Genomic DNA, 22,853 nt, shown 5'->3' with positions numbered 1-22,853 from the left:
GTCCTACTCCAAATTCTGGACCTGCTCGCGGAACTGATCGATCACCACCTTCAGCTCGATGCCCGCTGCGGTGACGGCCGATGCGTTCGACTTCGAGCAGATTGTATTCGATTCTCGGTTAAATTCCTGTGCAAGGAAATCGAGCTTTCGGCCAACCGGGCCACCTTTTGTCACGAGATCGCGGGCGGCAGCGACATGGGCCTTCAGCCGGTCGATCTCTTCACGCAGATCCGCCTTGGTGGCGAGCAGCGCTGCTTCGGCATGCAGCCGGTCACGGTCGAGCCCGCCCGCTCCTTCCATGAGGAGCGCGACCTGCGCGGAGAGCCTTGTCGCGATCTCCTGCGGCGAGCGCGAGGGATCGGCCTCGATCGTGCTTGTCAGATCTTCGATCGTCGTGACATGGCCGAGAAGCACACGCGCGAGCGCCGCCCCCTCCTGCTCACGCATGGTCCTGAGATCGGAAAGAGCAGCCATCAGTCCCGACAGGATATCGGCATCGCGCGCGGCGACTGTCTCTTCGCTGTCCTGCGTCTCGCGAAAATCGACGAGGCCGCGGATGGAAAGCAGGGTATCGAGCCTCAGCGGCGCCGGATCGATGAGACCTTCCAGCTTGTCGCGCATGGTGAGAACGGCAGCGAAGGCATCCTGATTGAGCACGGCTTCAAGCTGGCTTTCGCCTGTCGTCAGGGATAACGTGGCCTGCAGATTGCCGCGGCTGAAATTCTCGCCGGCAATGCGGCGAACATCCGTTTCGAGACGTTCCAGACCAGGCGGGAGGCGGAGGCGGAGATCAAGGCCCTTGCCGTTGACCGAACGCAGCTCCCATGCCCAGCGCCAGCGGCCGGTCGTTCCCTCGCGCCGCGCAAAACCAGTCATGGACTGCAATGCCATCAAAGGCCTCCCGATATCAGTTGATCTTCTTTTTCTTCGGCGGAACCGCGGATGTATTGTCGGCAGGCTGGTCTTCCGGCTGTCCGTCGACGACAATTTCGGGATCGGCGCCCTTGTCGGCTTCCAGCTTACGCCAGCGCTTGACGTTGGCGTTGTGGTCTTCGAGTGTTGCCGCAAAGACGTGACCGCCGGTGCCATCGGCAACGAAATAGAGGTCCTGCGTCTTCCAGGGATTGGCGACAGCTTCCAGCGCGTCTTTGCCGGGATTGGCGATCGGCGTCGGCGGCAGGCCCTTGATGACGTAGGTATTGAAGGGCGTCTCTTTTTTCAGGTCCGACTGATAGATCGGCCGGTCTGCGGGTTTACCATCGCCACCGAAGAGACCGTAGATGATGGTCGGATCGGACTGCAGACGCATGCCCTTGCCCAGACGGTTCAGGAAGACGGAGGCGACATGAGCGCGCTCGTCCGGCACTCCCGTCTCCTTCTCGACGATGGAGGCGAGCGTGACGAACTCTTCCTTGCTCTTCAAAAGCAGGGACGGATCACGCCGTTCCCAGATTTGGTCGACCAGCTTCTGCTGGGCGGCAGCCATCTGATCGATGATCTCAGACCGCTTGGTGCCGCGCGAGAACTTGTAGGTATCGGGCCGCAGGCTGCCTTCTGCCGGCAGAGCCGCCGGCAGGTCGCCTTCGAGCACCGGATCGTCCAGCATGCGGTCGAACATCTGCCGCACCGTCAGACCTTCGGGGAAGGAGACGGAATAGAGGATCGACTTGCCTGATTTCAGAAGCTCCATGATCTCGTTCATGGATGCATGCGCCTTGATCTCGTATTCACCCGCCTTGAGGCTTTCGCCGGCGCTCAGATGCGTCGCGGTCAGATAACGGAAGACGCGCGCGTCCGAGATGATGAGATTGCGCTCGAGATTCGTGGCGATTTCCGCGAGGCCTGCGCCATTGCGGACGATGAAGTTGGTGTTCGTCTGCAGCGGGCCGGGGTTCTGATAGGCAGTGATGGCGTAGTAGAAGCCGATGAGACCGGCGATGCAGACGACCACCGCCATGGTCATGACGAAATTCAGGAAGAGGACGACCTGGCTGCGGGCATTCCTGGAGCGCTTCGGCGGCTCGGGAACACGTTCCGGCCGCAGGGCTTCGCTCGGCGATTTCGGGATGATCGGTCCCTTCTGCGCCGGCTGGCCGTTGTCGCTGCTCTGGTTGGTCGTATCGCTCACCGGCAATCCTCTAAAACTTGGCCCCCGCTTCGCTATTTCGCGAAGTAATGCGGCAAAAACAGGTTCTGCCGCGCTTCATGACGCCGTTTGACGTTCGCCCGTGCTCGGTGAACCGCCTGTTACGCGACGTAGCGGCGCAACACGAGCGATGCATTCGTGCCGCCGAATCCGAACGAGTTGGATAGCGCCACGTTGATTTCTCGCTCACGAGCCTTGTGCGGAACAAGATCGATCGCAGTCTCCCGCTCAGGATTGTCGAGATTGAGCGTCGGAGGGGCGACGTTATCCCGAATTGCGAGGGTCGTGAAGATCGCCTCGATGGCGCCGGCAGCACCGAGCAGGTGGCCGGTCGCGGATTTGGTCGACGACATAGAGATCTTCGACGCCGCATTGCCGACGAGGCGCTCGACGGCACCGAGCTCGATCGTATCGGCCATGGTCGAGGTGCCGTGGGCGTTGATGTAGTCGATATCGGCAGGCGTCAGGCCGGCGCGCTTCAGCGCCATGGTCATGCAGCGGAACGCGCCGTCGCCATCTTCCGACGGAGCGGTGATGTGGAAGGCATCGCCGGAAAGCCCGTAACCGACCACTTCGGCATAGATCTTGGCGCCGCGTGCCAGCGCATGGTCGAGCTCTTCGAGTACCACGATACCGGCGCCTTCGCCCATGACGAAACCATCACGGTCCTTGTCATAGGGGCGCGACGCCTTCTGCGGGTCGTCGTTGTGCTGCGTCGACAGTGCCTTGCAGGCGGCAAAGCCGGCAAGCGAAATGCGGCTGACCGGGGATTCCGTGCCGCCGGCTACCATGACCTCGGCATCGCCTAGCGCGATAAGGCGGGCAGCATCACCAATGGCATGCGCACCGGTGGAGCAGGCGGTGACGACCGAATGGTTCGGGCCGCGCAGCTTGTGGCGAATGGAAACCTGGCCGGAGACGAGGTTGATCAGTCGGCCTGGAATGAAGAAAGGAGAGATGCGGCGCGGGCCCTTGTCGCGCAGCGTATAGCCGGCTTCGACAATGCCTTCGATGCCGCCGATGCCGGAACCGATCAGCACGCCTGTCGCGATCTGGTCCTCATCAGTTTCGGGATGCCAGTCGGCATCCTTGAGCGCCATATCGGCGGCGGCCATGCCGTAGATGATGAAGGGGTCTACCTTGCGCTGTTCCTTCGGCTCCATCCAGTCGTCAGCATTGAAGGTGCCGTCCGAACCATCGCCAACGGGAATGCGGCAAGCAATCTTGGCAGGGAGATCATCGACCTCGAATTCGGTCACGAGGCGGGCACCGTTTGCTCCCGCACGCAGGCGGGACCAGGTAATTTCTGCTCCGCATCCCAAGGGCGATACCATGCCGGCACCTGTTATGACGACCCTTCTCATCGACTGCTTTCCCCCGTCTGTTATGTTTTATGGAGAAACATGCTCAAAAGAAAAGGGCGGACTCTTGGCCCGCCCTTTCTCGAATGCGCAGAATCAGGCCTGAGCCTTTTCAATAAACTTCACGGCATCGCCAACCGTCAGGATCGAGTCAGCGGCATCATCGGGGATTTCAACGCCGAATTCTTCTTCGAAGGCCATGACCAGTTCGACCGTGTCGAGCGAGTCTGCGCCCAGATCGTCGATAAAGCTGGCGCTCTCGACGACCTTGTCGGCATCGACGCCAAGATGATCAATAACAATTTTCTTTACGCGTTCTGCGATATCGCTCATGTCGGTTTCCTCGACCTTATGTCCTGATCGGAATGTCTTTCTGACACCCCTACCCTGTTTCAGCCTGCGATGCTTTCAGACATCCTCGGCAAACTCGTTTACCCGGCTTTAGAGAAGTCCCAGGCTTGCGAAAAGCCCGCCGGTCCGTCTGCTTTTTTCGGGACGACTGTTGACAGTCATGGCCCGCTTAACATGCTTTAAGTCTGCCGCAAAGCCAGAAAATCAACCGTTCGTGATTGCTCAACACGCTATTGGCTGAAATCGGCGGCTGCGGCAGCTAATCGTTTCAGATCATGGCCATGCCGCCGTTTACGTGCAGCGTCTGACCCGTCATATAGGCCGCTTCCGAGGAGGCGAGATAGACGACGGCAGAGGCCACTTCGGCACCGGTTCCCATGCGCTTCATGGGGATCGCACCCATGATCGTTTCCTTCTGCTTGTCGTTCAGCTTGCCGGTCATGGCGCTTTCGATGAAGCCCGGCGCAACGCAGTTGACCGTCACGTTGCGGGTGGCGATTTCCTGTGCCAGCGACTTCGAGAAGCCGATCATGCCCGCCTTGGAGGCGCAGTAGTTGGCTTGGCCCGGGTTGCCGGTGACGCCGACGATCGAGGTGATGTTGATGATGCGGCCATACCGGCGGCGCATCATCGGATGGGTGAGCTCGCGTGTCAGGCGGAAGGTCGCCGTCAGGTTCACTTCGAGAACGGCATCCCAGTCTTCGTCGCTCATGCGCACGAAGAGGCCGTCCTTGGTGATGCCGGCGTTGTTGACCAGGATATCGACGCCTTCGAGATCGGCTTCCGCCTTCTGGCCGAGAGCCTTCACCTCATCGCGATCCGACAGGTTCGCCGGGAAGATCTTGACGCGGTCGCCTAGCTCATTTGCCAAGGCCTCGAGCTTTTCGACACGGGTGCCGTGCAGGCCGACAATGGCGCCCTGTTTATGGAGAAGGCGGGCGATTTCTTCGCCAATGCCGCCCGATGCGCCGGTGACGAGAGCCTTGCGGCCGGAAAGATCGAACATGGGAACGTTCCTTATATGAAGTGGGGCAATCAGGCCGTGAGAGCGGTAATGGCAGCGTCGATATCGGCAGGGCCGTTTACAGAGACGCCATTGATATTCTTGTCGATGCGGCGCGCAAGGCCGGTCAGCACCTTGCCGGCACCGAGTTCATAGAGCGTTGTGACGCCATTTGCGGCGAACCATTCCACCGTTTCGCGCCAGCGAACCTGTCCGGTGACCTGCTCGACGAGAAGTGCGGCGATCTCCTCAGCGTCAGTGACTGGAGCAGCGCGGACATTGGCGATGACAGGCACGGCCGGATTGGTCTTCTTCACACCGGCGAGTGCCTCACGCATGGCGTCTGCGGCAGGCGCCATCAGCTTCGAATGGAAGGGAGCGGAGACCGGCAGCAGGATGGCGCGTTTAGCGCCCTTGTCGGTCGCAAGGCCGGCGGCCTTTTCGACGGCCGACTTCTCACCTGATATGACGAGCTGGCCGCCGCCATTGTCATTGGCGATCTGACAGGAGCCGATCGCTGCGGCTTCTTCGCAGATGGCCTGCACGTCGGCATGTTCGAGGCCGATGATGGCGGCCATGGCGCCGACACCGACAGGCACGGCGGCCTGCATGGCGTTGCCGCGGATGCGCAGAAGTCGAGCCGTGTCGGCGATCGAGAAAGTGCCGGCGGCACAGAGGGCGGAATATTCGCCGAGCGAATGGCCGGCGACGTAAGCGACCTTCGCCTTCAGGTCGAGGCCCTTGGCTTCCAGAACGCGGATGACGGCCATCGAGACGGCCATCAGCGCCGGCTGGGCGTTTGCCGTCAGCGTCAGCTTGTCCTCGGGACCGTTGAAGATGACATCGGAAAGCTTTTCACCGAGCGCTTCATCGACCTCTTCGAAAACGGCGCGGGCTTCCGCAAAGTTCTCGGCGAGATCCTTGCCCATGCCGACGGCCTGGCTGCCCTGGCCGGGAAAAGTGAAAGCAATGGTCATTTTTCGGTCCCTCGATAGTGCCCATTGGGCCATTTCGCCTCCAATTGACATTCTTTCTTTCAGAGTCAAGTGGCGGCAGATTCTCTCCAAAGCCTTTCGCCTCAGCGGGAACACCCGGTTTTTCCTCTTGCGCTTCGGCAAATCCAGCCTAGATTTGCGCGGCTCTTCCCAAGCTCTTCCTTTCCCAGACCACGCCCAAGGTTTCCGATGAAATACAATAAATTAGGCCGCACAGATATTTCCGTTTCCGAGATTTGCCTTGGCACCATGACCTGGGGCACGCAGAACAGCGAGGCGGAAGCCCATGAACAGATGGACTACGCCGTCCAGGAAGGCATCAATTTCTTCGATACTGCCGAGCTTTATCCGACGACGCCCGTTTCGGCCGAAACGCAGGGCCGCACGGAAGACTATATCGGCAGCTGGTTCGAAAAGACCGGCAAGCGCAAGGATATCGTGCTCGCCACCAAGGTTGCCGGCACCGGCCGCTCCTATCTGCGCAACGGCGAAGGCGCCGACGCCAAGAATATCCGCCTCGCGCTCGAGGCCAGCCTGAAGCGACTGAAGACCGACTATGTTGATCTCTACCAAATCCACTGGCCGAACCGCGGCCATTTCCATTTTCGCCAGAGCTGGCATTACGACCCTTTCAAGCAGGACCGCGCCAAAGCCGTGGCGAATATGACCGACATTCTGGAGACGGTGGGCGAGCTGGTGAAGGAAGGCAAGATCCGTGCCTTCGGCCTGTCCAACGAAACGACCTGGGGTATCCAGAAATATTTGACGCTGTCCGAGCAGATGGACCTGCCGCGCGTCGCCAGCGTCCAGAACGAATACAATCTCCTCTACCGCCATTTCGATCTCGACCTGGCGGAACTCTCCCACCACGAAGATGTCGGCCTGCTCGCCTATTCGCCGCTTGCCGCCGGCATCCTGACCGGCAAGTACATCAACGGCCAGAAGCCGGCGGGCACGCGCGCATCGATCAACGGCGACCTCGGCGGCCGGTTGCAGCCGCTGCAGGAAGCGCCGACGAAGGCTTATCTCGACATCGCCGCCCGCCATGGCCTCGATCCCTCGCAGATGGCGCTTGCCTTCTGCCTGACCCGCCGCTTCATGACCTCGGTCATTATCGGCGCGACAACGATGGCGCAGCTGAAGACGGATATCGGCTCGGCGAACGTGGTGCTCAGCAACGATGTTCTTGCCGAGATCGAGAAGGTTCACCGGCAGTATCCGATGCCGCTTTGAGAGCTTTCTGTCCCAAATATGTGGAGGTGCGAGCAATCGCGCCTCTTTTATTCCCAGAGGCATCTACCAGTGTTTGTAGCTGCATTTCGCACTTCGCTGTTAAGTGGCATTTAACCGATCACCGGCACCATCCCGCTCAGTTTCAGCAATGATTTTCCCGCCATGACAGCGGCCATCGATCTTCGGGCTTCATGAGAAGGCAAAGAAGACGGGAGGAGCTTTGCAGTGATCGGTATTTCCCAGACATTTCATGCCCGTTTCCGCGGCGAGTATGCGCTTCAGCTGCTTCAGACCGCGTCAATCAACAATGGCGGCGGCAAACATGAACCTGGCGTCTTCGCCCAAGTCGGCGTCACAGCGGCCGGCGCAAATGGTGGCGCAATCGACAGCATCATGCGGATCATCATGGATGCGAAGGGTAATGCCGGCGTGCTGATCAACTCCCCTGGCGGCACAGCCTCAGTGACGACAGGCAACGGGAATGATGTTGTCGATATCACCGCCAATGAGGTCAACAAGGTATCGACCGGACGCGGCGACGACGTCATCAACATCCGCGCCGGGGGACAAGGCCAGGAACAGACCTCTAATCCCTCCGTGGCGCACATCAACTCGGGCAGAGGCCACGACTCCATCTCGATTACCAGCGGCGGGAATGTCGCCTGGGTTGATGGCGGCGGCGGTGACGATCAAATTTCCATCGAAACAACTGCTGATGTCAGCGGGCCGCTCGGCACCATTGAAAATCTGGTCAAGGGGATCGGCTCCACCGGCGGCGGCAAAGGCGACGATACGATCGTCCTTGAAAGCACGACCAGCGTGAGGAGCACCGATGGCGACGATGGCAACGACACAATCAACATCAGTTCCGCTGCCTTTGCGTTTAGTACGGCAGGCGGGAAAGGCGATGACGCGATAACCGTCAGCTCGCGGAATGTATTCAGCGTTGACGGCGGCAGCGGGGATGATCTCATCGAAGTGACGGCCGTCAATGCGAGCGGTATCGATGGCGGCGACGGCAACGACGTCATCTCCGTCAATGCGACGGCTGCTGCGTACAATATTTCCGGCGGCAAGGGCGATGATTATGTCGTCATCAACAGCACATCCACCGTGCAATCGACCTATCATTTCGCCGAGGGCGATGGCCACGATATCATAGAGACGAACAATCCCTTGGAGATCATGCGCTTCAGTTCTGATGGAACCGACCGGGGTGACATGGCAGATGCTGTCATAGAACGGCAGGGCAATACACTGCAGATCAGTTTTGCCGACAGCGCAGATACGATAACGATCAACCTCACTGGCCGCATGGCGGAGGCAGAGAGTTTGCAATTCGTCTATAAGAGCGGAACACAATCGCTGCTGATTGCCGACGACCAGTTCTTCGTCGATAATCCACCAGGACAGACCGTTTTCGTCTGGCCGGAAGCGACGAAATAAGGTTTCTTGCCCGGTTCCCTTGCCTTTCGCTCAAAAATCCGTATAAGCGCGCCTGTTCGTTAACCCGGTCTTCTGGCTGGTGGCTGAACGGAGGGCCGGTTTGCTTCATGCGGACCGTTCGGAACGGAAGCGTTCCAGCCTCCCGTGTCTCCGCTCTCGACCGTCTCGGAAACGCTTTTCTTGCTTGGCGCTTATCGCCTCTCAGGAGCAGTCGTTGAGGCTTAGCCGCCGAATGCCGGGTTCTGATCAACGCAAGAAAGGCAAAGCTGTCATGGCTCTTTATGAACATGTATTCCTTGCCCGACAGGATATCACGTCGCAGCAGGTCGATGCCCTCGTAGAACAGTACAAGGGTGTGATCGAAGCAAACGGCGGTAAAGTCGGGCGTATCGAAAATTGGGGCCTCAAGTCCCTTACCTACCGCATCAAGAAGAACCGCAAGGCTCACTACGCCCTGATGGACATTGATGCGCCGGCAGCTGCGATCCAGGAAATGGAACGCCAGATGCGCATCAGCGAAGACGTTCTTCGCTACATGACCATCGCTGTTGAAAAGCACGAAGACGGCCCGTCTGCCATGATGCAGAAGCGCGACCGCGACGACCGCGGCCCGCGTGAAGGCGGCGACCGTGGCCCGCGCCGCGAATTCGGCGATCGTCCGCCGCGCCGTGACGGCGACTTCCAGCGTGGCCCGCGTCCTGATCGCGCTCCCCGCGAAGACCGTGCATAAGGAGAAATAAGAATGTCTGAATCTTCCTCCGCTCCGGTCCGTCGTCCGTTCCACCGCCGTCGCAAGACCTGCCCGTTCTCCGGTGCAAACGCTCCGCGCATCGACTACAAGGATGTCCGTCTCCTGCAGCGCTACATTTCCGAGCGCGGCAAGATCGTTCCGTCCCGCATCACGGCCGTTTCCCAGAAGAAGCAGCGCGAACTCGCCCAGGCGATCAAGCGCGCTCGCTTCCTCGGCCTGCTGCCGTACGTCGTAGCATAATTGACTATTGGAGCCCCGGATTTCCGATCCGGGGCTTCCTCCCTTCCGCGATGGGCGCGGATCGGAACCTGAAAACCCATGTTGAGGCATCTCCCGAACTCTCTTAGGGAAATCCTCTAACTGCTTGATGAAGCAGGACAGCGAAGTGAAAAAACTGAACCTGAAAACGCTTGCGATCGGCGCACTCGCCGGATTGACCGCCGCCTTGCTTGTGCTTGGCGCGAGCATGCAGCCGTCGTTCAGCGCTGTGCTTTACGCCGCTTCCGCACTTCCGATCCTGCTCGTCGGCCTCGGCTGGGGCAATTTCGCGGCCATTTCCGCTGTCGTCACCGCTGCTGTGCTCGGCGCGATTGCCATTTCGCCCTATTTCGCTCTTGTCATGACGCTGGTGACGCTGCTGCCGGCAGGCTGGCTGAGCCACCTCGCGAACCTTGCGCGCCCGGCCTCCGAACTCGGCGGCCCCGACAATCTGCTCGCCTGGTATCCGCTTTCCGATATCCTGCTGCATCTCTGCGGTCTCGTCACCTTTGCCGTCATCGTGATCGGCTACGGGCCTGAGATCACCGACCAGATGGTCGATGTGCTGATGGCCTCGCTGCAGGAGCAGCAGCCGACATTCGTTCCGGATCCCGTCGCGACTGCGCAAATGAAGTCGCTCGTCGTCCTGATGCTGCCGGCCCTGCAGGGCGGCATCTGGGTGGTAATGCTGTTTGCCGCCTATTACATCGCGACGCGCATCGTTGCCGCTTCCGGTAAAGGCCTGCGCCCGCGCGAGGATATCCCCTCGTCGCTGCGCATGAACCGCAATTCGATCTTCATCTTCCTCGCCGGTCTTGCCGCCACCTTCATGGGCGGCATTCCGGCGATGATCGGCGCCACGGTTGTCGGAGCCTTCGGCGCCGGTTTCCTGATGTCCGGCTTCGCCGCGCTGCATTTCCGCACGCGCGGCAAGGACTGGCGCTTGCCGGCCCTCATCCTCTGCTACCTGGCATCCACCATGATGCTGCCAGCCCTTTTCATCCTCGTGCTTGGTCTCGCCGATACCCGCAAGGCGATCGCCCTGACCCCGACCAAGGATGCTGATGCCCCCAAACAACCCGATAGCGAAATCTGAGAATAAGAAAGGAAAAACACCATGGACGTCATCCTCCTCGAACGCATCTCCAAGCTCGGCCAGATGGGCGAAACCGTAAAGGTTCGCGACGGCTTCGCACGCAACTACCTCCTGCCGCTCGGCAAGGCACTGCGCGCCAACGCTGCCAACAAGGCCCGTTTCGAATCCGAGCGCGCAACGCTCGAAGCCCGTAACCTCGAGCGCAAGTCCGAAGCCCAGAAGGTTGCCGACGTTCTCGACGGCAAGTCCTTCATCGTCGTCCGCTCTGCCGGCGAAACCGGCCAGCTCTACGGCTCCGTCGCTGCCCGTGACGTCGTCGACATTCTGGCCGCCGAAGGCTTCAACATCGCTCGCAACCAGGTTCACCTCAACACGCCGATCAAGGCAATCGGCCTGCACAAGGTCGAGCTGCAGCTCCATGCTGAAGTTGAGATCAACATCGAGCTGAACGTTGCCCGTTCCTCCGAAGAAGCCGAGCGTCAGTCCAAGGGCGAAGAGCTCACCTCTGTCGACGCCATCTATGGCGTTGACGAAGACGCCCTGCGTCCGGAAGACTTCTTCGATCCGGAAGCCGACGGCATCGACGAAGACGAAGCATAATTTCTGTTTTCAGACAGGACGGAAAGCCCGGCTCGCGCCGGGCTTTTTTGTTGCTTAGATGTGGGTCTTCAGAAGAATGTCGGGCTTTTCTGCTGCGCCTTCCAATCAGGGGCGATAAGATAACGGAATGTTGGAATGACGAAGTGAGTCGCCGCGGGCTGCGTGTCCCGCAAGTGACAGTCAGGATATTTCTCCTCAGCGGACCCGCCGACTGTGGAGAAGTCGAAGAACGTGCACAGCGCTGCTAATTTGACGACCGCTTGAAAGCAGTTACTGCGCGAGACTTGATTTTATGCGGCCCGCCCTGCAAATCCGAGTTTTGGAAAAAGACAGTACGGATGACGATGAACGAAGCTGCACGAAAGATTGCCGCCGTTGCTCCTGCAGAGCAGCACTATCGCGAAGCGCCGAACAACATCGAGGCCGAACAGGCGCTGCTCGGCGCCATCCTGATGAACAACGACGCCTATTACCGGGTGTCCGACTTCCTCAAGCCCACGCATCTTTACGAGCCGCTGCACCGGAAGATCTTCGAAGTCGCCGGCGACATCATTCGCATGGGCAAGATCGCCAATCCGGTCACGGTCAAGACCTTCCTGCCGGCCGACGAAAAGGTCGGCGACATCACCGTTTCTCAATATCTCGCCAGTCTCGTCACCGGTGCCGTGACGATCATCAACGCCGAGGACTATGGCCGGGCGATCTATGACCTGGCGATCCGCCGCGCGCTGATCACCATTGGCGAAGATGTCGTCAATATCGCCTATGACGCGCCGCTCGACATGCCGCCGCAGGCGCAGATCGAGGATACCGAACGCCGTCTTTTCGAGCTTGCCGAAAACGGCCGCTACGATGGCGGCTTCCAGGCTTTCAACGATGCCGTGGCGCTCGCCATCGACATGGCGGCCGTTGCCAAGGAACGCGACGGTGGCCTCTCCGGCATTTCCACCGGCATCCATTCGCTCGATTCCAAGATGGGCGGCTTGCAGCGGTCGGACTTGATCGTGCTTGCAGGACGTCCCGGCATGGGCAAGACCTCGCTTGCCACCAACATCGCCTATAACATCGCTGCCGCCTACGAAGGCGAAGTGCAGTCCGATGGCAGCATGAAGGCGAAGAACGGCGGCGTCGTCGGCTTCTACTCGCTCGAAATGTCGTCCGAACAGCTCGCCACGCGTATCATCTCCGAGCAGACGGAAGTCTCCTCCTCGAAGATCCGCCGCGGCGACATCAACGATGCCGATTTCGAAAAGCTCGTCGCCTGCTCGATGATGATGCAGAAAGTGCCGCTCTTCATTGACCAGACCGGTGGTATTTCGATCGCCCAGCTCTCGGCGCGCGCCCGCCGTCTCAAGCGCCAGCGCGGCCTCGACGTGCTCGTTGTCGACTACGTGCAGCTGATGACCGGCTCCGGCAAATCCAACGAGAACCGCGTTCAGGAAATCACTCAGATCACCACGGGTCTCAAGGCGCTCGGCAAGGAACTGAACGTGCCGATCATCGCGCTGTCGCAGCTCTCGCGTGCCGTCGAAAGCCGCGAAGACAAGCGCCCGCAGCTTTCCGACCTTCGCGAATCCGGCTCGATCGAGCAGGACGCCGACGTCGTGCTCTTCGTGTTCCGCGAGGAATACTACGTGAAGAACATGGAACCGCGCGATATCCACGATCCGAAATATCCGGAATGGGAAGCACTGTTCGACAAGGTGAAGGGAACGGCAGACGTCATCATCGCCAAGCAGCGTCACGGACCGACCGGCACGGTGAAGCTCGCCTTCCAGTCGGAATTCACGCGCTTCGCCGATCTCGCCGATCCGTCCTTCACACAGTATGAGGAACATTGACGCGGGCTTTCCGCGTCAACTTCTTCTAAAGTCCTGCAGCTCGCAGCAAAGCCACTGTTGCAACGCCGACAACAACGCTCGCCAGCATCGGCAAGCGGGTGGCGGCGATTGCGGTGACCACACATGCCAGCGTCTCCGCCCAGCCGGTCGCAAAAGCGGTCGGGGCAATGACAGCCATCAGCACGGCCGGTGGGATGGCTTCGATTGCCGTTCTCCTGTTCTCGTCAATTTCCACATAGCGGATCAGCACGAGGCCACTGATGCGGGTGAAGATCGTCGCGGCAGCCATGGCGAGAATGGCGAGCAGTGTGCTGAGATCGAGCGTCATGCCGCCTGCTCCCTTACCTTGCCTCTCCAGAGAGCCATTGCCAGCCCCGCCAGCGCGCCGGCTGCGATATACCAGACACCTGGCACAAACTGATGGACCGCAACGGCCGCAATCCCGCTTGCGGCGAGAACGGCGCCGGTTTCCGGTCCCTTCCAGAAGCCCATGACCAGCACGATGAAGACGGCCGGAAAGGCGAAGTCGAGCCCAATGACGGTGGGATCGCCGAGAAAGGCGCCGAGCAGCGCACCTGCAAGCGATGAGCCGACCCAGGTGAGGTAGAAGGGCATGACGATGCCTGCATACCAGGCCGGGGTCAGACGCGTGCTGCCGGCGCGGAATTCCGCCATGGCCCAGAGCTCATCGGCGAGGAAGAGCATGGCGATATAACGCTTGATGCCGGAGAAGGACTGCATCTTCGTACCGATCGAAGCGCTCATCAGCACGTGGCGGATATTGACCAGCAAGGCCGCGAAACCGACACCGATCCAGCTTGCCGGATGTGTCCAGATATCCATCGCCACGAATTGCGAGCCGCCGGCAAAGACGAGCGCGCTCATCAACGTCGTTTCCAGGGCCGAGAGACCCTTGGTCGCCGAGACTGCGCCGAAGACGAGTCCGATCGGCAGGACAGCAACGATCAATGGGAAAATGGCTCGCATTCCGGCAAGAAATTCGCCGGCTGGCCGGCTTTGCTGCAACATTGGAAATCTCCGCATCAAGATGGCGGAGAGGTAGCCGAACCATGGAAGCCTGTATTGAACGAAAGTGATCAGCCGACACGGAACTGGCCGGGGGTGACGCCGGTGCGCGATTTGAAGTGGCGGGTGAAATGCGCCTGATCGGCAAAGCCACATTCAACGGCGACATCCGCCGGCATGCGGCCCTCCCTCAGCAACCGACGGGCGACGAGCACGCGCCGATCGGTCAGGAAGGCATGCGGGGTGATGTAATACTCCCTGCGGAAGGCGCGGATCAGATGGGCGCGGCTTAGCCCTGCCACCTTGGCCAGTTCCTTGAGGCCGACATCGCTGTCGAAATTCTCGATGAGGTAATCGCGGGCGCGGGCGACAGCACTACGCTCCTTGGTATCGATGGGCAGGACGATCGTGCTGCCATAGCGGGCGAAGATCGCAGCCAGCACCGAGAACATGCTTTCATCGGATTCCAGCGCGCCCGCTCCACTTTCAAGCGTGCGGTGGGCAGTGTGGAAAGCTTTGGCAAGTTGAGGATCGCGCGGCAGCGCTCCCGCAAAGGACGGTGTCGCGTTGAAGGCCTTGCCGGTGACATCCTCCAGTATGTCGATGAAGAGCTTCGTATCCGGGTAGATCATCCGGTAGCGATACCCCTCGCCGCCGGGAGTGCCATCGTGCACCACACCGGGGTCGATCAGATAGAGGTCGCCCGGACCGGTCTCTTCCCGCCTGCCGCGCACGGTGGCGATCTGGCTGCCGCTTTCGATCGCGCCAATGCTGAAGGTGTCGTGGGCATGCGGGGCATATTCATGTGTCAGGAAGCTGGCACTCAGGCACTCCATGTCGCGAAAGCGGCTATCCCGCCAGAAGCGGGCCGATTCCACCTTGGCGAGCGGCATGGCGTCTGCCGCCTCTTTCTGCGAAACGTTCTGCATCCCGCCAGATTAGCGCGCTGGCCGCCCTGCGTCTTGAACAAAAGTGATCGCATGTGGGAAAGGCTGGTATGTGACCGCGCGTGCTTTCTCTTTGCCACAATGCTCTCTAGAGTACTGGCAGCATTTTTCTTTCCCTTTTATCGCGGCGATTCATGACTGATTTTTCTATCCCCTTCGAAGATGACGACCTTTTCGCTTCTGCCGGCCTGCGGCTGACCGTCGATCTGACGGCGCTGGCCGAGAACTGGCGGGATATGGCGCGCCGTTCCGGAAAGGCGCGCACGGCCGCTGTCGTCAAGGCGGATGCCTATGGGATGGGGATCGAGGATGCCGGCGAAGCGCTCTATCTTGCCGGCGCGAGGGATTTCTTCGTCGCCACAGTCGATGAAGGTGTCACGCTGCGCATGTTTGCGCCTGAGGCACGCATCTTCGTGCTTGCCGGCATCTGGCCGGGCACCGAGCGGCGTTTCTTCGAAAACGATCTTGTGCCGATCATCTCCTCGGAAGAGCAGCTTGCCTTCTGGATGGCGGTGCTTGCCGATTATGGCGACTATCCGTGCGCGCTGCATGTCGATACCGGATTCAACAGGCTCGGCCTGACGGTGGATGAGGCGATTGCGCTCGCCAACGACGTGTCACGGCCGGCGAGTTTCGCTCCCGTTCTCGTCATGAGCCATCTTGCCTGCGGCGACGATCAGTCTTCTGCGATGAACAAGCAGCAGCTTGAATCATTCCGCACGGTTAGCGCCGCCTATGAAGGTATCGATTCAAGCCTTGCTGCCTCCGGCGGCATCTTCCTGGGGGATGATTATCACTTCGATCTCACCCGGCCGGGCATCGCGCTCTATGGCGGCCAGGCCGTCAATGGTATCGCAAACCCGATGCGGCCGGTGGCAACTGCCGAGGCGCGCATCATACAGATCCGCGCGGTCAAGGCCGGCGAATCCGTCAGCTATGGGCGGGCGCTGCAACTGACTCGCGACAGCCGGCTGGCGATCGTCTCGGCCGGCTATGCCGATGGCTATATGCGCAGCCAGTCGAGTGGCGGCGTGCCGCTGCGCGAGGTCGTGCCGCAGGGTGGACAGGGTTTCGTTGCCGGCCAGAAGGTGCCGGTCGCCGGTCGTATCACCATGGACCAGACGATCTTCGACGTGACCGACCTGCCGGAGGGCGCAGTGCGTGCCGGCGACTATATCGAACTCTTCGGCAAGAATGTCCTCGTCGACGATGCGGCGAAGGCGGCGGGTACGATCGGCTATGAGATGCTGACCAGCATCGGCCTGCGCCACGAGCGCAAGTACGAAATGGACGAGGAATAGTCTCTAGCGTGTCGTGAGTGCGAGGCGGACACCAAGCGCCACGAAGAGCGCGCCGAGACCGCGGTCGAGCCACAGGCCGATTTTCGTATTGTTCTTGAAGAGATCGGCAAGGCGGCCTCCGGCCAGGATCAGTGGCGGCTCGATGAAAAACGCCACCACAATGATCAGGCCACCGTGAACGGCAAGCTGCAGCCATGCAGGGCCTGCGCCCTCGACGACGAATTGCGGCAGGAAGGCGAGGAAGAAGATCGCTACCTTCGGATTGAGCAGCGAGACGAGCACGCCCTGCCGGTAGATGCGCCGCCAGCCGAGCGTTTCGCCCGCCGCCCGCACGAAGCCGCCCTCGCCTTTCGAGCGCAGCGCCTGGATGCCGAGCCAGACGAGATAGATCGCGCCCACCCATTTGACGGTGGAGAAGGCGATTGCCGAGGCGGCCAGGATCGCCGACAGGCCGAAGGCGGCGAGAAGCACATGGATGCAGGCACCCGTCCAGATGCCGAAGACGGCCGAGAAGCCGGCCCGTGTGCCGCTCTTCATCGTGTGGCCGAGGATGAAGGCCATGTCAGGACCGGGCGAGATGTTCAAAAGAACCGCCGCGGTAAAGAAACCGATCCAGTGAGCGAGCGAATAATCGAGCATGATGCACTCCGTGACAGACTGGCAATGCTGCCAGCCCGGTCGCTGATAGGAAAATCATTAGTTTTGATCGATGCCGGAAGCCATTATCTAGGGCAAAACTCCGATTCGGGCGCTTGCCGCGCCCCCTTACCCGAAAGCAGTCATTGATGGCCAAGGCCAGAACACAATTCATCTGCCAGAGTTGCGGCGCGGTGCATAATCGCTGGGCCGGCAAATGCGAAAATTGCGGCGAGTGGAACACCATCGTCGAGGAAGATCCAATGGGCGGCATCGGCGGCGGCCCTGCCAAGACGCCGAAGAAGGGCCGGCCGGTCGCATTGACGGCTCTCTCCGGTGAGATCGAGGAAGCGCCGCGCATCCAAACTGGTATTTCCGAACTCGACCGAGTGACCGGCGGCGGCTTCGTGCGCGGTTCTGCCGTGCTCGTCGGCGGCGATCCCGGCATCGGCAAGTCGACGCTGCTGATGCAGGGAGCTGCGGCGCTTTCGCGTCGCGGGCACCGGATCATCTACGTCTCCGGCGAAGAGGCGGTGGCGCAGGTGCGGCTCCGCGCACAGCGGCTCCATGCCGCCGATACGGATGTGTTGCTGGCGGCGGAAACCAATGTCGAGGACATTCTTGCCACGCTGGCGGAGGGCAAACGCCCTGATCTCGTCATCATCGATTCCATCCAGACGCTCTGGAGCGAGCTTGCCGAATCTGCGCCGGGCACAGTCACCCAAGTGCGTACCGGCGTGCAGTCGATGATCCGCTTTGCCAAGCAGACGGGTGCGGCCATGGTGCTCGTCGGCCATGTGACCAAGGATGGGCAGATCGCCGGCCCGCGTGTCGTCGAGCATATGGTCGATGCCGTGCTCTATTTCGAGGGCGACCGCGGACATCACTATCGCATCCTGCGCACCGTGAAGAACCGCTTCGGACCGACCGACGAGATCGGCGTTTTCGAAATGTCGGACAAGGGCCTGCGCGAGGTCGCCAACCCATCCGAACTCTTTCTCGGCGAGCGCAATTCGAAATCGCCGGGTGCGGCAGTCTTTGCCGGCATGGAAGGCACGCGGCCCGTACTCGTCGAAGTGCAGGCGCTGGTCGCCCCCACTTCGCTCGGCACGCCGCGGCGCGCGGTCGTCGGCTGGGACTCTGCCCGCCTGTCGATGATCCTTGCGGTTCTGGAGGCCCATTGCGGCGTTCGGCTCGGCCAGCATGACGTCTATCTCAACATTGCCGGCGGCTTTCGCATCAGTGAGCCGGCGGCCGATCTTGCGGTCGCATCGGCCCTTGTTTCCTCGCTTGCCGGTATTGCCCTTCCGGCCGATTGCGTCTATTTCGGCGAAGTCAGCCTGTCGGGCGCTGTCCGGCCTGTTGCGCAAACCGCCCAGCGCCTTAAAGAAGCCGAAAAGCTGGGGTTTTCGGCGGCTCTGCTACCGTCCGGTTCCGTCGACCTGCCGAAGGGCAACGGCCGCTGGAGCGAGATCGAGAGCCTGCCGGATCTGGTCGCGCGCATTGCTGGCTCGAAAGGGGCGTTGCAGCGTGTGGAAGAAGACGTTTGATCCTTCATCACCAATAGCGGGGATGCTATAGGATCTGCCAAACAAGGCGCGACGCGGCCCGCAAGGCGGCAGTCTGGAGTGGAATTTATATGCCCATTACGATTTTCGACGGTATTGTCATCGGCGTCGTGCTCTTCTCCGCCGTTCTGGCAATGGTCCGCGGCTTTTCGCGCGAAGTCCTTTCGATCGCGAGCTGGGGCGGCTCAGCCGCCGCCGCCTACTACCTCTACCCCTATCTCGTGCCTTATGCGAAGCGATACACGGACGATGACCGCATCGCGATCGTTGGTTCGGCCGCCGTCGTCTTCCTCATCGCGCTGATCGTCATCTCCTTTATCACCATGAAGGTCGCCGATTTCATCATCGACAGCCGCATCGGCGCGCTCGACCGCACTTTGGGCTTCCTCTTCGGTGCTGCGCGCGGCATACTTCTGCTCGTCGTCGCCGTTGCCTTCTGGAACTGGCTGGTCGATGCCGATCATCGCCCGTCCTGGGTCAACAATGCCAAATCGAAGCCGTTCCTGGATTCCCTCGTCGTTCGCCTGCAGGCGGTCCTGCCGGATGAATTCGCGCAGATGATCCAGAAGAGCATCACCGAGAAGCTTGGTGGCGCGCGCACGACGGAAGAAAATGCGCCGGCCAACGATCAGGCTCCGGCAGAAGACGCAGCACCCGCGCCTAACAATGGCGCACAGCAGCCATCGAATTGACGCAGTGTTCACTAGCTTGACCCGCGGCCTGGCAATTGCCATTTGAGCGGGACGTAAGATCAAAGGTCCGGCCGGGCATTTCGCTCTGCCGGGCCTCAGCCGTTTCAGAGCCGGTGAACGGGCTTTGAGGCAGGTGTTATTCAGCATGAACTTATCGGAAAGCAGCATTTTTTCCGGTATCATGCTACTGGAAAAGCCGATCCATTCTTGTGAGAGCAGAGGCCCGCAGAAATGAACCAGTCCCATTCCTTCCCGATTGACGATCCGCTCGACGGAGATACGCTGCATGAGGAATGCGGCGTTTTCGGAATTCTGGGACATCCTGATGCGGCAGCGCTGACGGCGCTCGGCCTGCATGCGCTTCAGCATCGCGGGCAGGAAGCAGCCGGTATCGTCTCCTTCGACGGCAAGCGCTTCCATCAGGAACGCCATATGGGCCTCGTCGGCGACCACTATACCAACCCGGCAACACTCGCCCGCCTTCCCGGTACCATATCGATCGGCCACACGCGCTATTCGACGACGGGCGAAGTGGCGATGCGCAATGTGCAGCCGCTGTTTGCCGAACTGGAAGAAGGCGGTATCGCCGTTGCCCATAACGGCAATTTCACCAATGGCCTGACACTCCGCCGCCAGATCATCGCCACCGGCGCCATCTGTCAGTCGACGTCGGATACCGAAGTCGTCCTTCACCTCATCGCCCGCTCCCGCCACGCTTCCACGTCCGACCGCTTCATCGACGCCATCCGCCAGATGGAAGGCGGCTATTCGATGCTCGCCATGACGCGCACCAAGCTGATCGCGGCGCGCGACCCGACCGGCATTCGCCCGCTCGTCATGGGCGAACTCGATGGCAAGCCGATCTTCTGCTCGGAAACCTGCGCCCTCGACATTATCGGCGCCAAGTTTATTCGTGACGTGGAAAACGGCGAAGTCGTCATCTGCGAAATCCAGCCTGACGGCTCGATCAGCATCGACGCCCGCAAGCCCAGCAAGCCGCTGCCCGAGCGCCTCTGCCTGTTCGAATATGTCTATTTCGCCCGTCCGGATTCGGTCGTCGGCGGCCGCAACGTCTATACGACGCGCAAGGCCATGGGCATGAACCTTGCCAAGGAAGCCCATGTGGATGCCGATGTCATCGTACCGGTTCCGGACGGCGGCACACCTGCTGCTCTCGGCTATGCGCAGGCAAGCGGCATTCCCTTCGAATACGGCATCATCCGCAACCACTATGTCGGCCGCACGTTCATCGAGCCGACGCAGCAGATCCGCGCTTTCGGCGTGAAGCTGAAGCACTCCGCCAACCGGGCGATGATCGAAGGCAAGCGCGTGGTACTGGTGGACGATTCCATCGTGCGCGGCACGACCTCGCTGAAGATCGTGCAGATGATCCGTGAAGCCGGCGCCAAGGAAGTGCATATCCGCGTTGCGAGCCCGATGATCTTCTTTCCGGATTTCTACGGTATCGATACGCCTGACGCCGATAAGCTCTTGGCAAACCAGTATGCCGATGTCGAAGCCATGGCCAAATATATCGGCGCGGATTCGCTGGCCTTCCTGTCGATCAACGGCCTCTATCGCGCCGTCGGCGGCGAAGACCGCAACAACGCCCGCCCGCAGTTCACCGACCACTATTTCACCGGTGACTATCCGACCCGCCTGCTCGACAAGAACGGCGAGTCCATGGGCAACAAGATTTCCATGCTTGCCAGCAACGGCTGAGCCGCTTCGACTTTGACTTTCCTATCTGGGGCGCCTATTGCGCCCCTTACCTTTTCAAGCGCATCGGGAACCGGGGCAGATGAACATCAATCTTGAAGGCAAGATCGCGCTGGTCACAGGCGCATCGCGCGGCATCGGCTATTTCACGGCACTCGAACTCGCCAAGGCAGGTGCGCACGTAATTGCCTGCGCCCGCACCGTTGGCGGCTTGGAAGAACTCGACGATGCCATCAAGGCCGCGGGCGGTTCCGCGACGCTGGTTCCCTTCGATCTCGCCGACATGGAAGCGATCGACCGCCTCGGCGGCTCGATCTTCGAGCGCTGGGGCAAGCTCGACATTCTCGTCGCCAATGCCGGCGTGCTCGGCGTCATCTCGCCGATCGGCCATATCGAGGCGAAGGTCTTCGAGAAGGTCATGAACATCAACGTGAATGCCACCTGGCGTCTCATCCGCTCGGTCGATCCGCTGTTGACCCGCTCGGATGCCGGCCGCGCCGTCATCATGTCCTCGGGCGCCGCCCACAAATGCCGGCCCTTCTGGAGCGCCTATTCCGCCTCCAAGGCCGCTGTCGAAGCATTGGCGCGCACCTGGGCCGGCGAGACGCAATCGACGCCGCTGCGTATCACCAGCGTCGATCCGGGTGCCACGCGCACCGCCATGCGCGCGCAGGCGGTTCCGGGTGAAGACCCGATGAGCCTGCCGCATCCTTCCGAGGTGGCGAAAGCAATCCTTCCCTTGCTCGGCCCCGGCGTGACCGAGACCGGTAAGCTGTTCATCGTGCGCGAGAACAAGCTGGTGGATTACCAGCTGCCGGAATAGCCGGACGCTTCAATTCGCTGCAGCAGTCGCGAACAGATGAGCGAAACCGGTCTCCGACGCGCACAACGCGTTAAGATCGACCGGTCCCTGGATACCGTCTAAGGTGCCGTTATCGGCGAATTGCCAGATTGACCAGTGACTGCATTCTTCCGGCCTAGGTTCCTTGAAGACGCTTCGAAGCCACAGGTAATGGTCGGGGAACCGTGATTCATTGCCTTTCAGATATTGATCAAAGAACTCCTGAGTAACGTAAAAAATGGGCTTCTCCGGAAAGGTGCCTTTCAACTCGACGAAGAACGCGTTCACCTCGGCAGCCATTTCCTCGATCGTTGGAATCTTGTTGCAGTTGCCGACAAACTCCAGATCGACTGCAATGGGTAGAGTCCCCGGCTCCTTTGACACCGTCGCCAGGACATTCTGCGCCTGATCCTTGCCCGGGCGACAGAAGGTGAAGAAATGGTACGCACCCCTTACCAGTCCGGCATCCCCGGCACGCTGCCAATTCTCGGCAAATTTGGAATCCCGGTGATCTCCGCCTTCGGTCGCCTTCATGATCGCAAAACGTACATTCGCCTGCGACGCGACAGTCTTCCAATCGATATCGCCTTGATGGTGGCTGACATCGATACCCTGGATCGGATAGCGGCTTAGAGACGGATTGTTGAAGCGAAGCATACCGAAATCATAGGCGAAATATGCGGCGGACGCGATTGTCAGAATCGCGGTCGCTCCTATTGTCCATCGTGCCGCCCTCCTCACCCAATCCCCCTATTTTCACCGGTTTCGCAATTGGCTATGCAAGATTTGCGTCTTGAAAATGACCAAAAATCTTAAAGCAAGCACGCCTCCTTTACTGGATGTCCATCGCTGCCATCGATTCACGAGATGGATAGCTCCGGTTGCCCGCGGGATCGTTGCTCGCCCTCTTGACCAAACGTCGATCCCACGCCATAAAACGCGTCATGAAAACGGTTACCTGCATTATTTGCCGGAAGATTATTCGCTAGCCCAAAGCTGGCCTGGCCGTTTTCGTCTCCCAAATGTCCAAGATGCGAAACGC

General features: G+C 60.4%; 23 protein-coding genes. 12 read left to right on the top strand and 11 right to left on the bottom strand.

What is annotated here, in order from left to right; genetic code table 11:
* Positions 1-3: 3 nt before the first annotated feature.
* The 6 genes from J2X71_RS15040 to fabD all read right to left on the bottom strand — a co-directional run bounded on the left by J2X71_RS15040 (position 4) and on the right by fabD (position 5,838).
* Complete coding sequence (locus tag J2X71_RS15040) at positions 4-891, bottom strand: YicC/YloC family endoribonuclease (protein WP_310382860.1); 888 nt, start codon at positions 889-891, stop codon at positions 4-6.
* Between the two features lie 16 nt (positions 892-907).
* Entirely contained in the window at positions 908-2,128 is a 1,221-nt protein-coding gene (gene mltG, locus J2X71_RS15035) for an endolytic transglycosylase MltG (RefSeq protein ID WP_310382859.1), read from the bottom strand.
* Positions 2,129-2,247: 119 nt separating this feature from the next.
* Positions 2,248-3,510 carry a beta-ketoacyl-ACP synthase II gene (gene fabF / locus J2X71_RS15030; RefSeq protein WP_310382858.1) on the bottom strand — a complete coding sequence of 421 codons (1,263 nt, stop codon included), beginning with the start codon at positions 3,508-3,510 and terminating at the stop codon, positions 2,248-2,250.
* Between the two features lie 93 nt (positions 3,511-3,603).
* A complete protein-coding gene (locus J2X71_RS15025) occupies positions 3,604-3,840 on the bottom strand; it encodes an acyl carrier protein (protein ID WP_003547058.1) in 237 nt (78 codons plus the stop codon).
* Positions 3,841-4,126: 286 nt separating this feature from the next.
* Positions 4,127-4,864, bottom strand: coding sequence for a 3-oxoacyl-[acyl-carrier-protein] reductase (gene fabG, locus J2X71_RS15020; RefSeq protein WP_113311640.1), 738 nt, complete (start codon positions 4,862-4,864; stop codon positions 4,127-4,129).
* Positions 4,865-4,893: 29 nt separating this feature from the next.
* Positions 4,894-5,838, bottom strand: coding sequence for an ACP S-malonyltransferase (gene fabD / locus J2X71_RS15015; RefSeq protein ID WP_310382847.1), 945 nt, complete (start codon positions 5,836-5,838; stop codon positions 4,894-4,896).
* Positions 5,839-6,045: 207 nt separating this feature from the next.
* On the opposite strand from fabD, the gene J2X71_RS15010 reads away from it, so the two are divergent.
* The 7 genes from J2X71_RS15010 (at position 6,046) to J2X71_RS14980 (ending at position 13,081) form a co-directional block, all read left to right on the top strand.
* Positions 6,046-7,089, top strand: a complete 1,044-nt coding sequence (locus tag J2X71_RS15010) for an aldo/keto reductase (RefSeq protein WP_310382846.1) — start codon at positions 6,046-6,048, stop codon at positions 7,087-7,089.
* Positions 7,090-7,314: 225 nt separating this feature from the next.
* Positions 7,315-8,535 (top strand): hypothetical protein, encoded by a 1,221-nt coding sequence (locus J2X71_RS15005; RefSeq protein WP_310382845.1) that lies wholly within the window; start codon positions 7,315-7,317, stop codon positions 8,533-8,535.
* A gap of 271 nt (positions 8,536-8,806) precedes the next feature.
* The gene (gene rpsF / locus J2X71_RS15000) at positions 8,807-9,265 is read left to right on the top strand and encodes a 30S ribosomal protein S6 (protein ID WP_007820237.1); all 459 of its coding nucleotides are present in this window, start codon (positions 8,807-8,809) and stop codon (positions 9,263-9,265) included.
* 12 nt (positions 9,266-9,277) lie between these two features.
* Positions 9,278-9,526 carry a 30S ribosomal protein S18 gene (gene rpsR, locus J2X71_RS14995; protein WP_007531286.1) on the top strand — a complete coding sequence of 83 codons (249 nt, stop codon included), beginning with the start codon at positions 9,278-9,280 and terminating at the stop codon, positions 9,524-9,526.
* A 145-nt stretch (positions 9,527-9,671) separates the two neighbouring features.
* The gene (locus J2X71_RS14990; RefSeq protein WP_310382844.1) at positions 9,672-10,640 is read left to right on the top strand and encodes a DUF2232 domain-containing protein; all 969 of its coding nucleotides are present in this window, start codon (positions 9,672-9,674) and stop codon (positions 10,638-10,640) included.
* Between the two features lie 21 nt (positions 10,641-10,661).
* Complete coding sequence (rplI, locus tag J2X71_RS14985) at positions 10,662-11,240, top strand: 50S ribosomal protein L9 (RefSeq protein ID WP_113323376.1); 579 nt, start codon at positions 10,662-10,664, stop codon at positions 11,238-11,240.
* A gap of 344 nt (positions 11,241-11,584) precedes the next feature.
* A complete protein-coding gene (locus J2X71_RS14980; RefSeq protein WP_007820234.1) occupies positions 11,585-13,081 on the top strand; it encodes a replicative DNA helicase in 1,497 nt (498 codons plus the stop codon).
* Positions 13,082-13,106: 25 nt separating this feature from the next.
* Here the strand turns inward: J2X71_RS14980 and J2X71_RS14975 are convergent, their stop codons facing one another.
* From J2X71_RS14975 to J2X71_RS14965, 3 genes are all read right to left on the bottom strand, one after another.
* Positions 13,107-13,409: an AzlD domain-containing protein gene (locus tag J2X71_RS14975; protein ID WP_310382843.1), complete on the bottom strand. Its 303-nt coding sequence runs from the start codon at positions 13,407-13,409 to the stop codon at positions 13,107-13,109.
* Positions 13,406-14,110: an AzlC family ABC transporter permease gene (locus tag J2X71_RS14970; protein ID WP_310382842.1), complete on the bottom strand. Its 705-nt coding sequence runs from the start codon at positions 14,108-14,110 to the stop codon at positions 13,406-13,408. Before J2X71_RS14970 ends, J2X71_RS14975 begins: the two co-directional genes overlap by 4 nt.
* A gap of 68 nt (positions 14,111-14,178) precedes the next feature.
* Positions 14,179-15,000, bottom strand: coding sequence for an AraC family transcriptional regulator (locus tag J2X71_RS14965; RefSeq protein WP_310383298.1), 822 nt, complete (start codon positions 14,998-15,000; stop codon positions 14,179-14,181).
* A 188-nt stretch (positions 15,001-15,188) separates the two neighbouring features.
* Between J2X71_RS14965 and alr the strand changes: the two genes are divergently transcribed.
* The gene (gene alr, locus J2X71_RS14960; RefSeq protein WP_310382841.1) at positions 15,189-16,355 is read left to right on the top strand and encodes an alanine racemase; all 1,167 of its coding nucleotides are present in this window, start codon (positions 15,189-15,191) and stop codon (positions 16,353-16,355) included.
* 3 nt (positions 16,356-16,358) lie between these two features.
* Here the strand turns inward: alr and J2X71_RS14955 are convergent, their stop codons facing one another.
* Positions 16,359-16,994: a LysE family translocator gene (locus tag J2X71_RS14955; RefSeq protein ID WP_310382840.1), complete on the bottom strand. Its 636-nt coding sequence runs from the start codon at positions 16,992-16,994 to the stop codon at positions 16,359-16,361.
* A gap of 146 nt (positions 16,995-17,140) precedes the next feature.
* On the opposite strand from J2X71_RS14955, the gene radA reads away from it, so the two are divergent.
* The 4 genes from radA (at position 17,141) to J2X71_RS14935 (ending at position 21,793) form a co-directional block, all read left to right on the top strand.
* Entirely contained in the window at positions 17,141-18,541 is a 1,401-nt protein-coding gene (gene radA, locus J2X71_RS14950; RefSeq protein WP_310382839.1) for a DNA repair protein RadA, read from the top strand.
* 89 nt (positions 18,542-18,630) lie between these two features.
* Positions 18,631-19,251, top strand: a complete 621-nt coding sequence (locus J2X71_RS14945) for a CvpA family protein (protein WP_007820211.1) — start codon at positions 18,631-18,633, stop codon at positions 19,249-19,251.
* 231 nt (positions 19,252-19,482) lie between these two features.
* Positions 19,483-20,973 (top strand): amidophosphoribosyltransferase, encoded by a 1,491-nt coding sequence (gene purF / locus J2X71_RS14940; protein WP_310382838.1) that lies wholly within the window; start codon positions 19,483-19,485, stop codon positions 20,971-20,973.
* Between the two features lie 79 nt (positions 20,974-21,052).
* Entirely contained in the window at positions 21,053-21,793 is a 741-nt protein-coding gene (locus J2X71_RS14935) for an SDR family NAD(P)-dependent oxidoreductase (RefSeq protein WP_310382837.1), read from the top strand.
* Between the two features lie 9 nt (positions 21,794-21,802).
* On the opposite strand, the gene J2X71_RS14930 is transcribed toward J2X71_RS14935, so the two are convergent.
* Positions 21,803-22,552 carry a GH25 family lysozyme gene (locus J2X71_RS14930; RefSeq protein WP_310382836.1) on the bottom strand — a complete coding sequence of 250 codons (750 nt, stop codon included), beginning with the start codon at positions 22,550-22,552 and terminating at the stop codon, positions 21,803-21,805.
* Positions 22,553-22,853: the final 301 nt, after the last annotated feature.

The organism is Rhizobium sp. 1399, from assembly GCF_031455475.1.
GTDB lineage: Bacteria > Pseudomonadota > Alphaproteobacteria > Rhizobiales > Rhizobiaceae > Rhizobium.
This window is presented reverse-complemented; position numbering and strand designations above follow the sequence as displayed.

Coding starts and splice junctions, on each gene's coding strand:
- J2X71_RS15040 (WP_310382860.1), bottom strand. CDS start 891: ATGGCATTGCAGTCCATGACTGGTTTTGCGCGGCGCGAGGGAACGACC.
- fabF (WP_310382858.1), bottom strand. CDS start 3,510: ATGAGAAGGGTCGTCATAACAGGTGCCGGCATGGTATCGCCCTTGGGA.
- J2X71_RS15025 (WP_003547058.1), bottom strand. CDS start 3,840: ATGAGCGATATCGCAGAACGCGTAAAGAAAATTGTTATTGATCATCTT.
- fabG (WP_113311640.1), bottom strand. CDS start 4,864: ATGTTCGATCTTTCCGGCCGCAAGGCTCTCGTCACCGGCGCATCGGGC.
- fabD (WP_310382847.1), bottom strand. CDS start 5,838: ATGACCATTGCTTTCACTTTTCCCGGCCAGGGCAGCCAGGCCGTCGGC.
- J2X71_RS15010 (WP_310382846.1), top strand. CDS start 6,046: ATGAAATACAATAAATTAGGCCGCACAGATATTTCCGTTTCCGAGATT.
- rpsF (WP_007820237.1), top strand. CDS start 8,807: ATGGCTCTTTATGAACATGTATTCCTTGCCCGACAGGATATCACGTCG.
- rpsR (WP_007531286.1), top strand. CDS start 9,278: ATGTCTGAATCTTCCTCCGCTCCGGTCCGTCGTCCGTTCCACCGCCGT.
- rplI (WP_113323376.1), top strand. CDS start 10,662: ATGGACGTCATCCTCCTCGAACGCATCTCCAAGCTCGGCCAGATGGGC.
- J2X71_RS14980 (WP_007820234.1), top strand. CDS start 11,585: ATGAACGAAGCTGCACGAAAGATTGCCGCCGTTGCTCCTGCAGAGCAG.
- J2X71_RS14975 (WP_310382843.1), bottom strand. CDS start 13,409: ATGACGCTCGATCTCAGCACACTGCTCGCCATTCTCGCCATGGCTGCC.
- J2X71_RS14970 (WP_310382842.1), bottom strand. CDS start 14,110: ATGTTGCAGCAAAGCCGGCCAGCCGGCGAATTTCTTGCCGGAATGCGA.
- J2X71_RS14965 (WP_310383298.1), bottom strand. CDS start 15,000: ATGCCGCTCGCCAAGGTGGAATCGGCCCGCTTCTGGCGGGATAGCCGC.
- alr (WP_310382841.1), top strand. CDS start 15,189: ATGACTGATTTTTCTATCCCCTTCGAAGATGACGACCTTTTCGCTTCT.
- J2X71_RS14955 (WP_310382840.1), bottom strand. CDS start 16,994: ATGCTCGATTATTCGCTCGCTCACTGGATCGGTTTCTTTACCGCGGCG.
- radA (WP_310382839.1), top strand. CDS start 17,141: ATGGCCAAGGCCAGAACACAATTCATCTGCCAGAGTTGCGGCGCGGTG.
- J2X71_RS14945 (WP_007820211.1), top strand. CDS start 18,631: ATGCCCATTACGATTTTCGACGGTATTGTCATCGGCGTCGTGCTCTTC.
- purF (WP_310382838.1), top strand. CDS start 19,483: ATGAACCAGTCCCATTCCTTCCCGATTGACGATCCGCTCGACGGAGAT.
- J2X71_RS14935 (WP_310382837.1), top strand. CDS start 21,053: ATGAACATCAATCTTGAAGGCAAGATCGCGCTGGTCACAGGCGCATCG.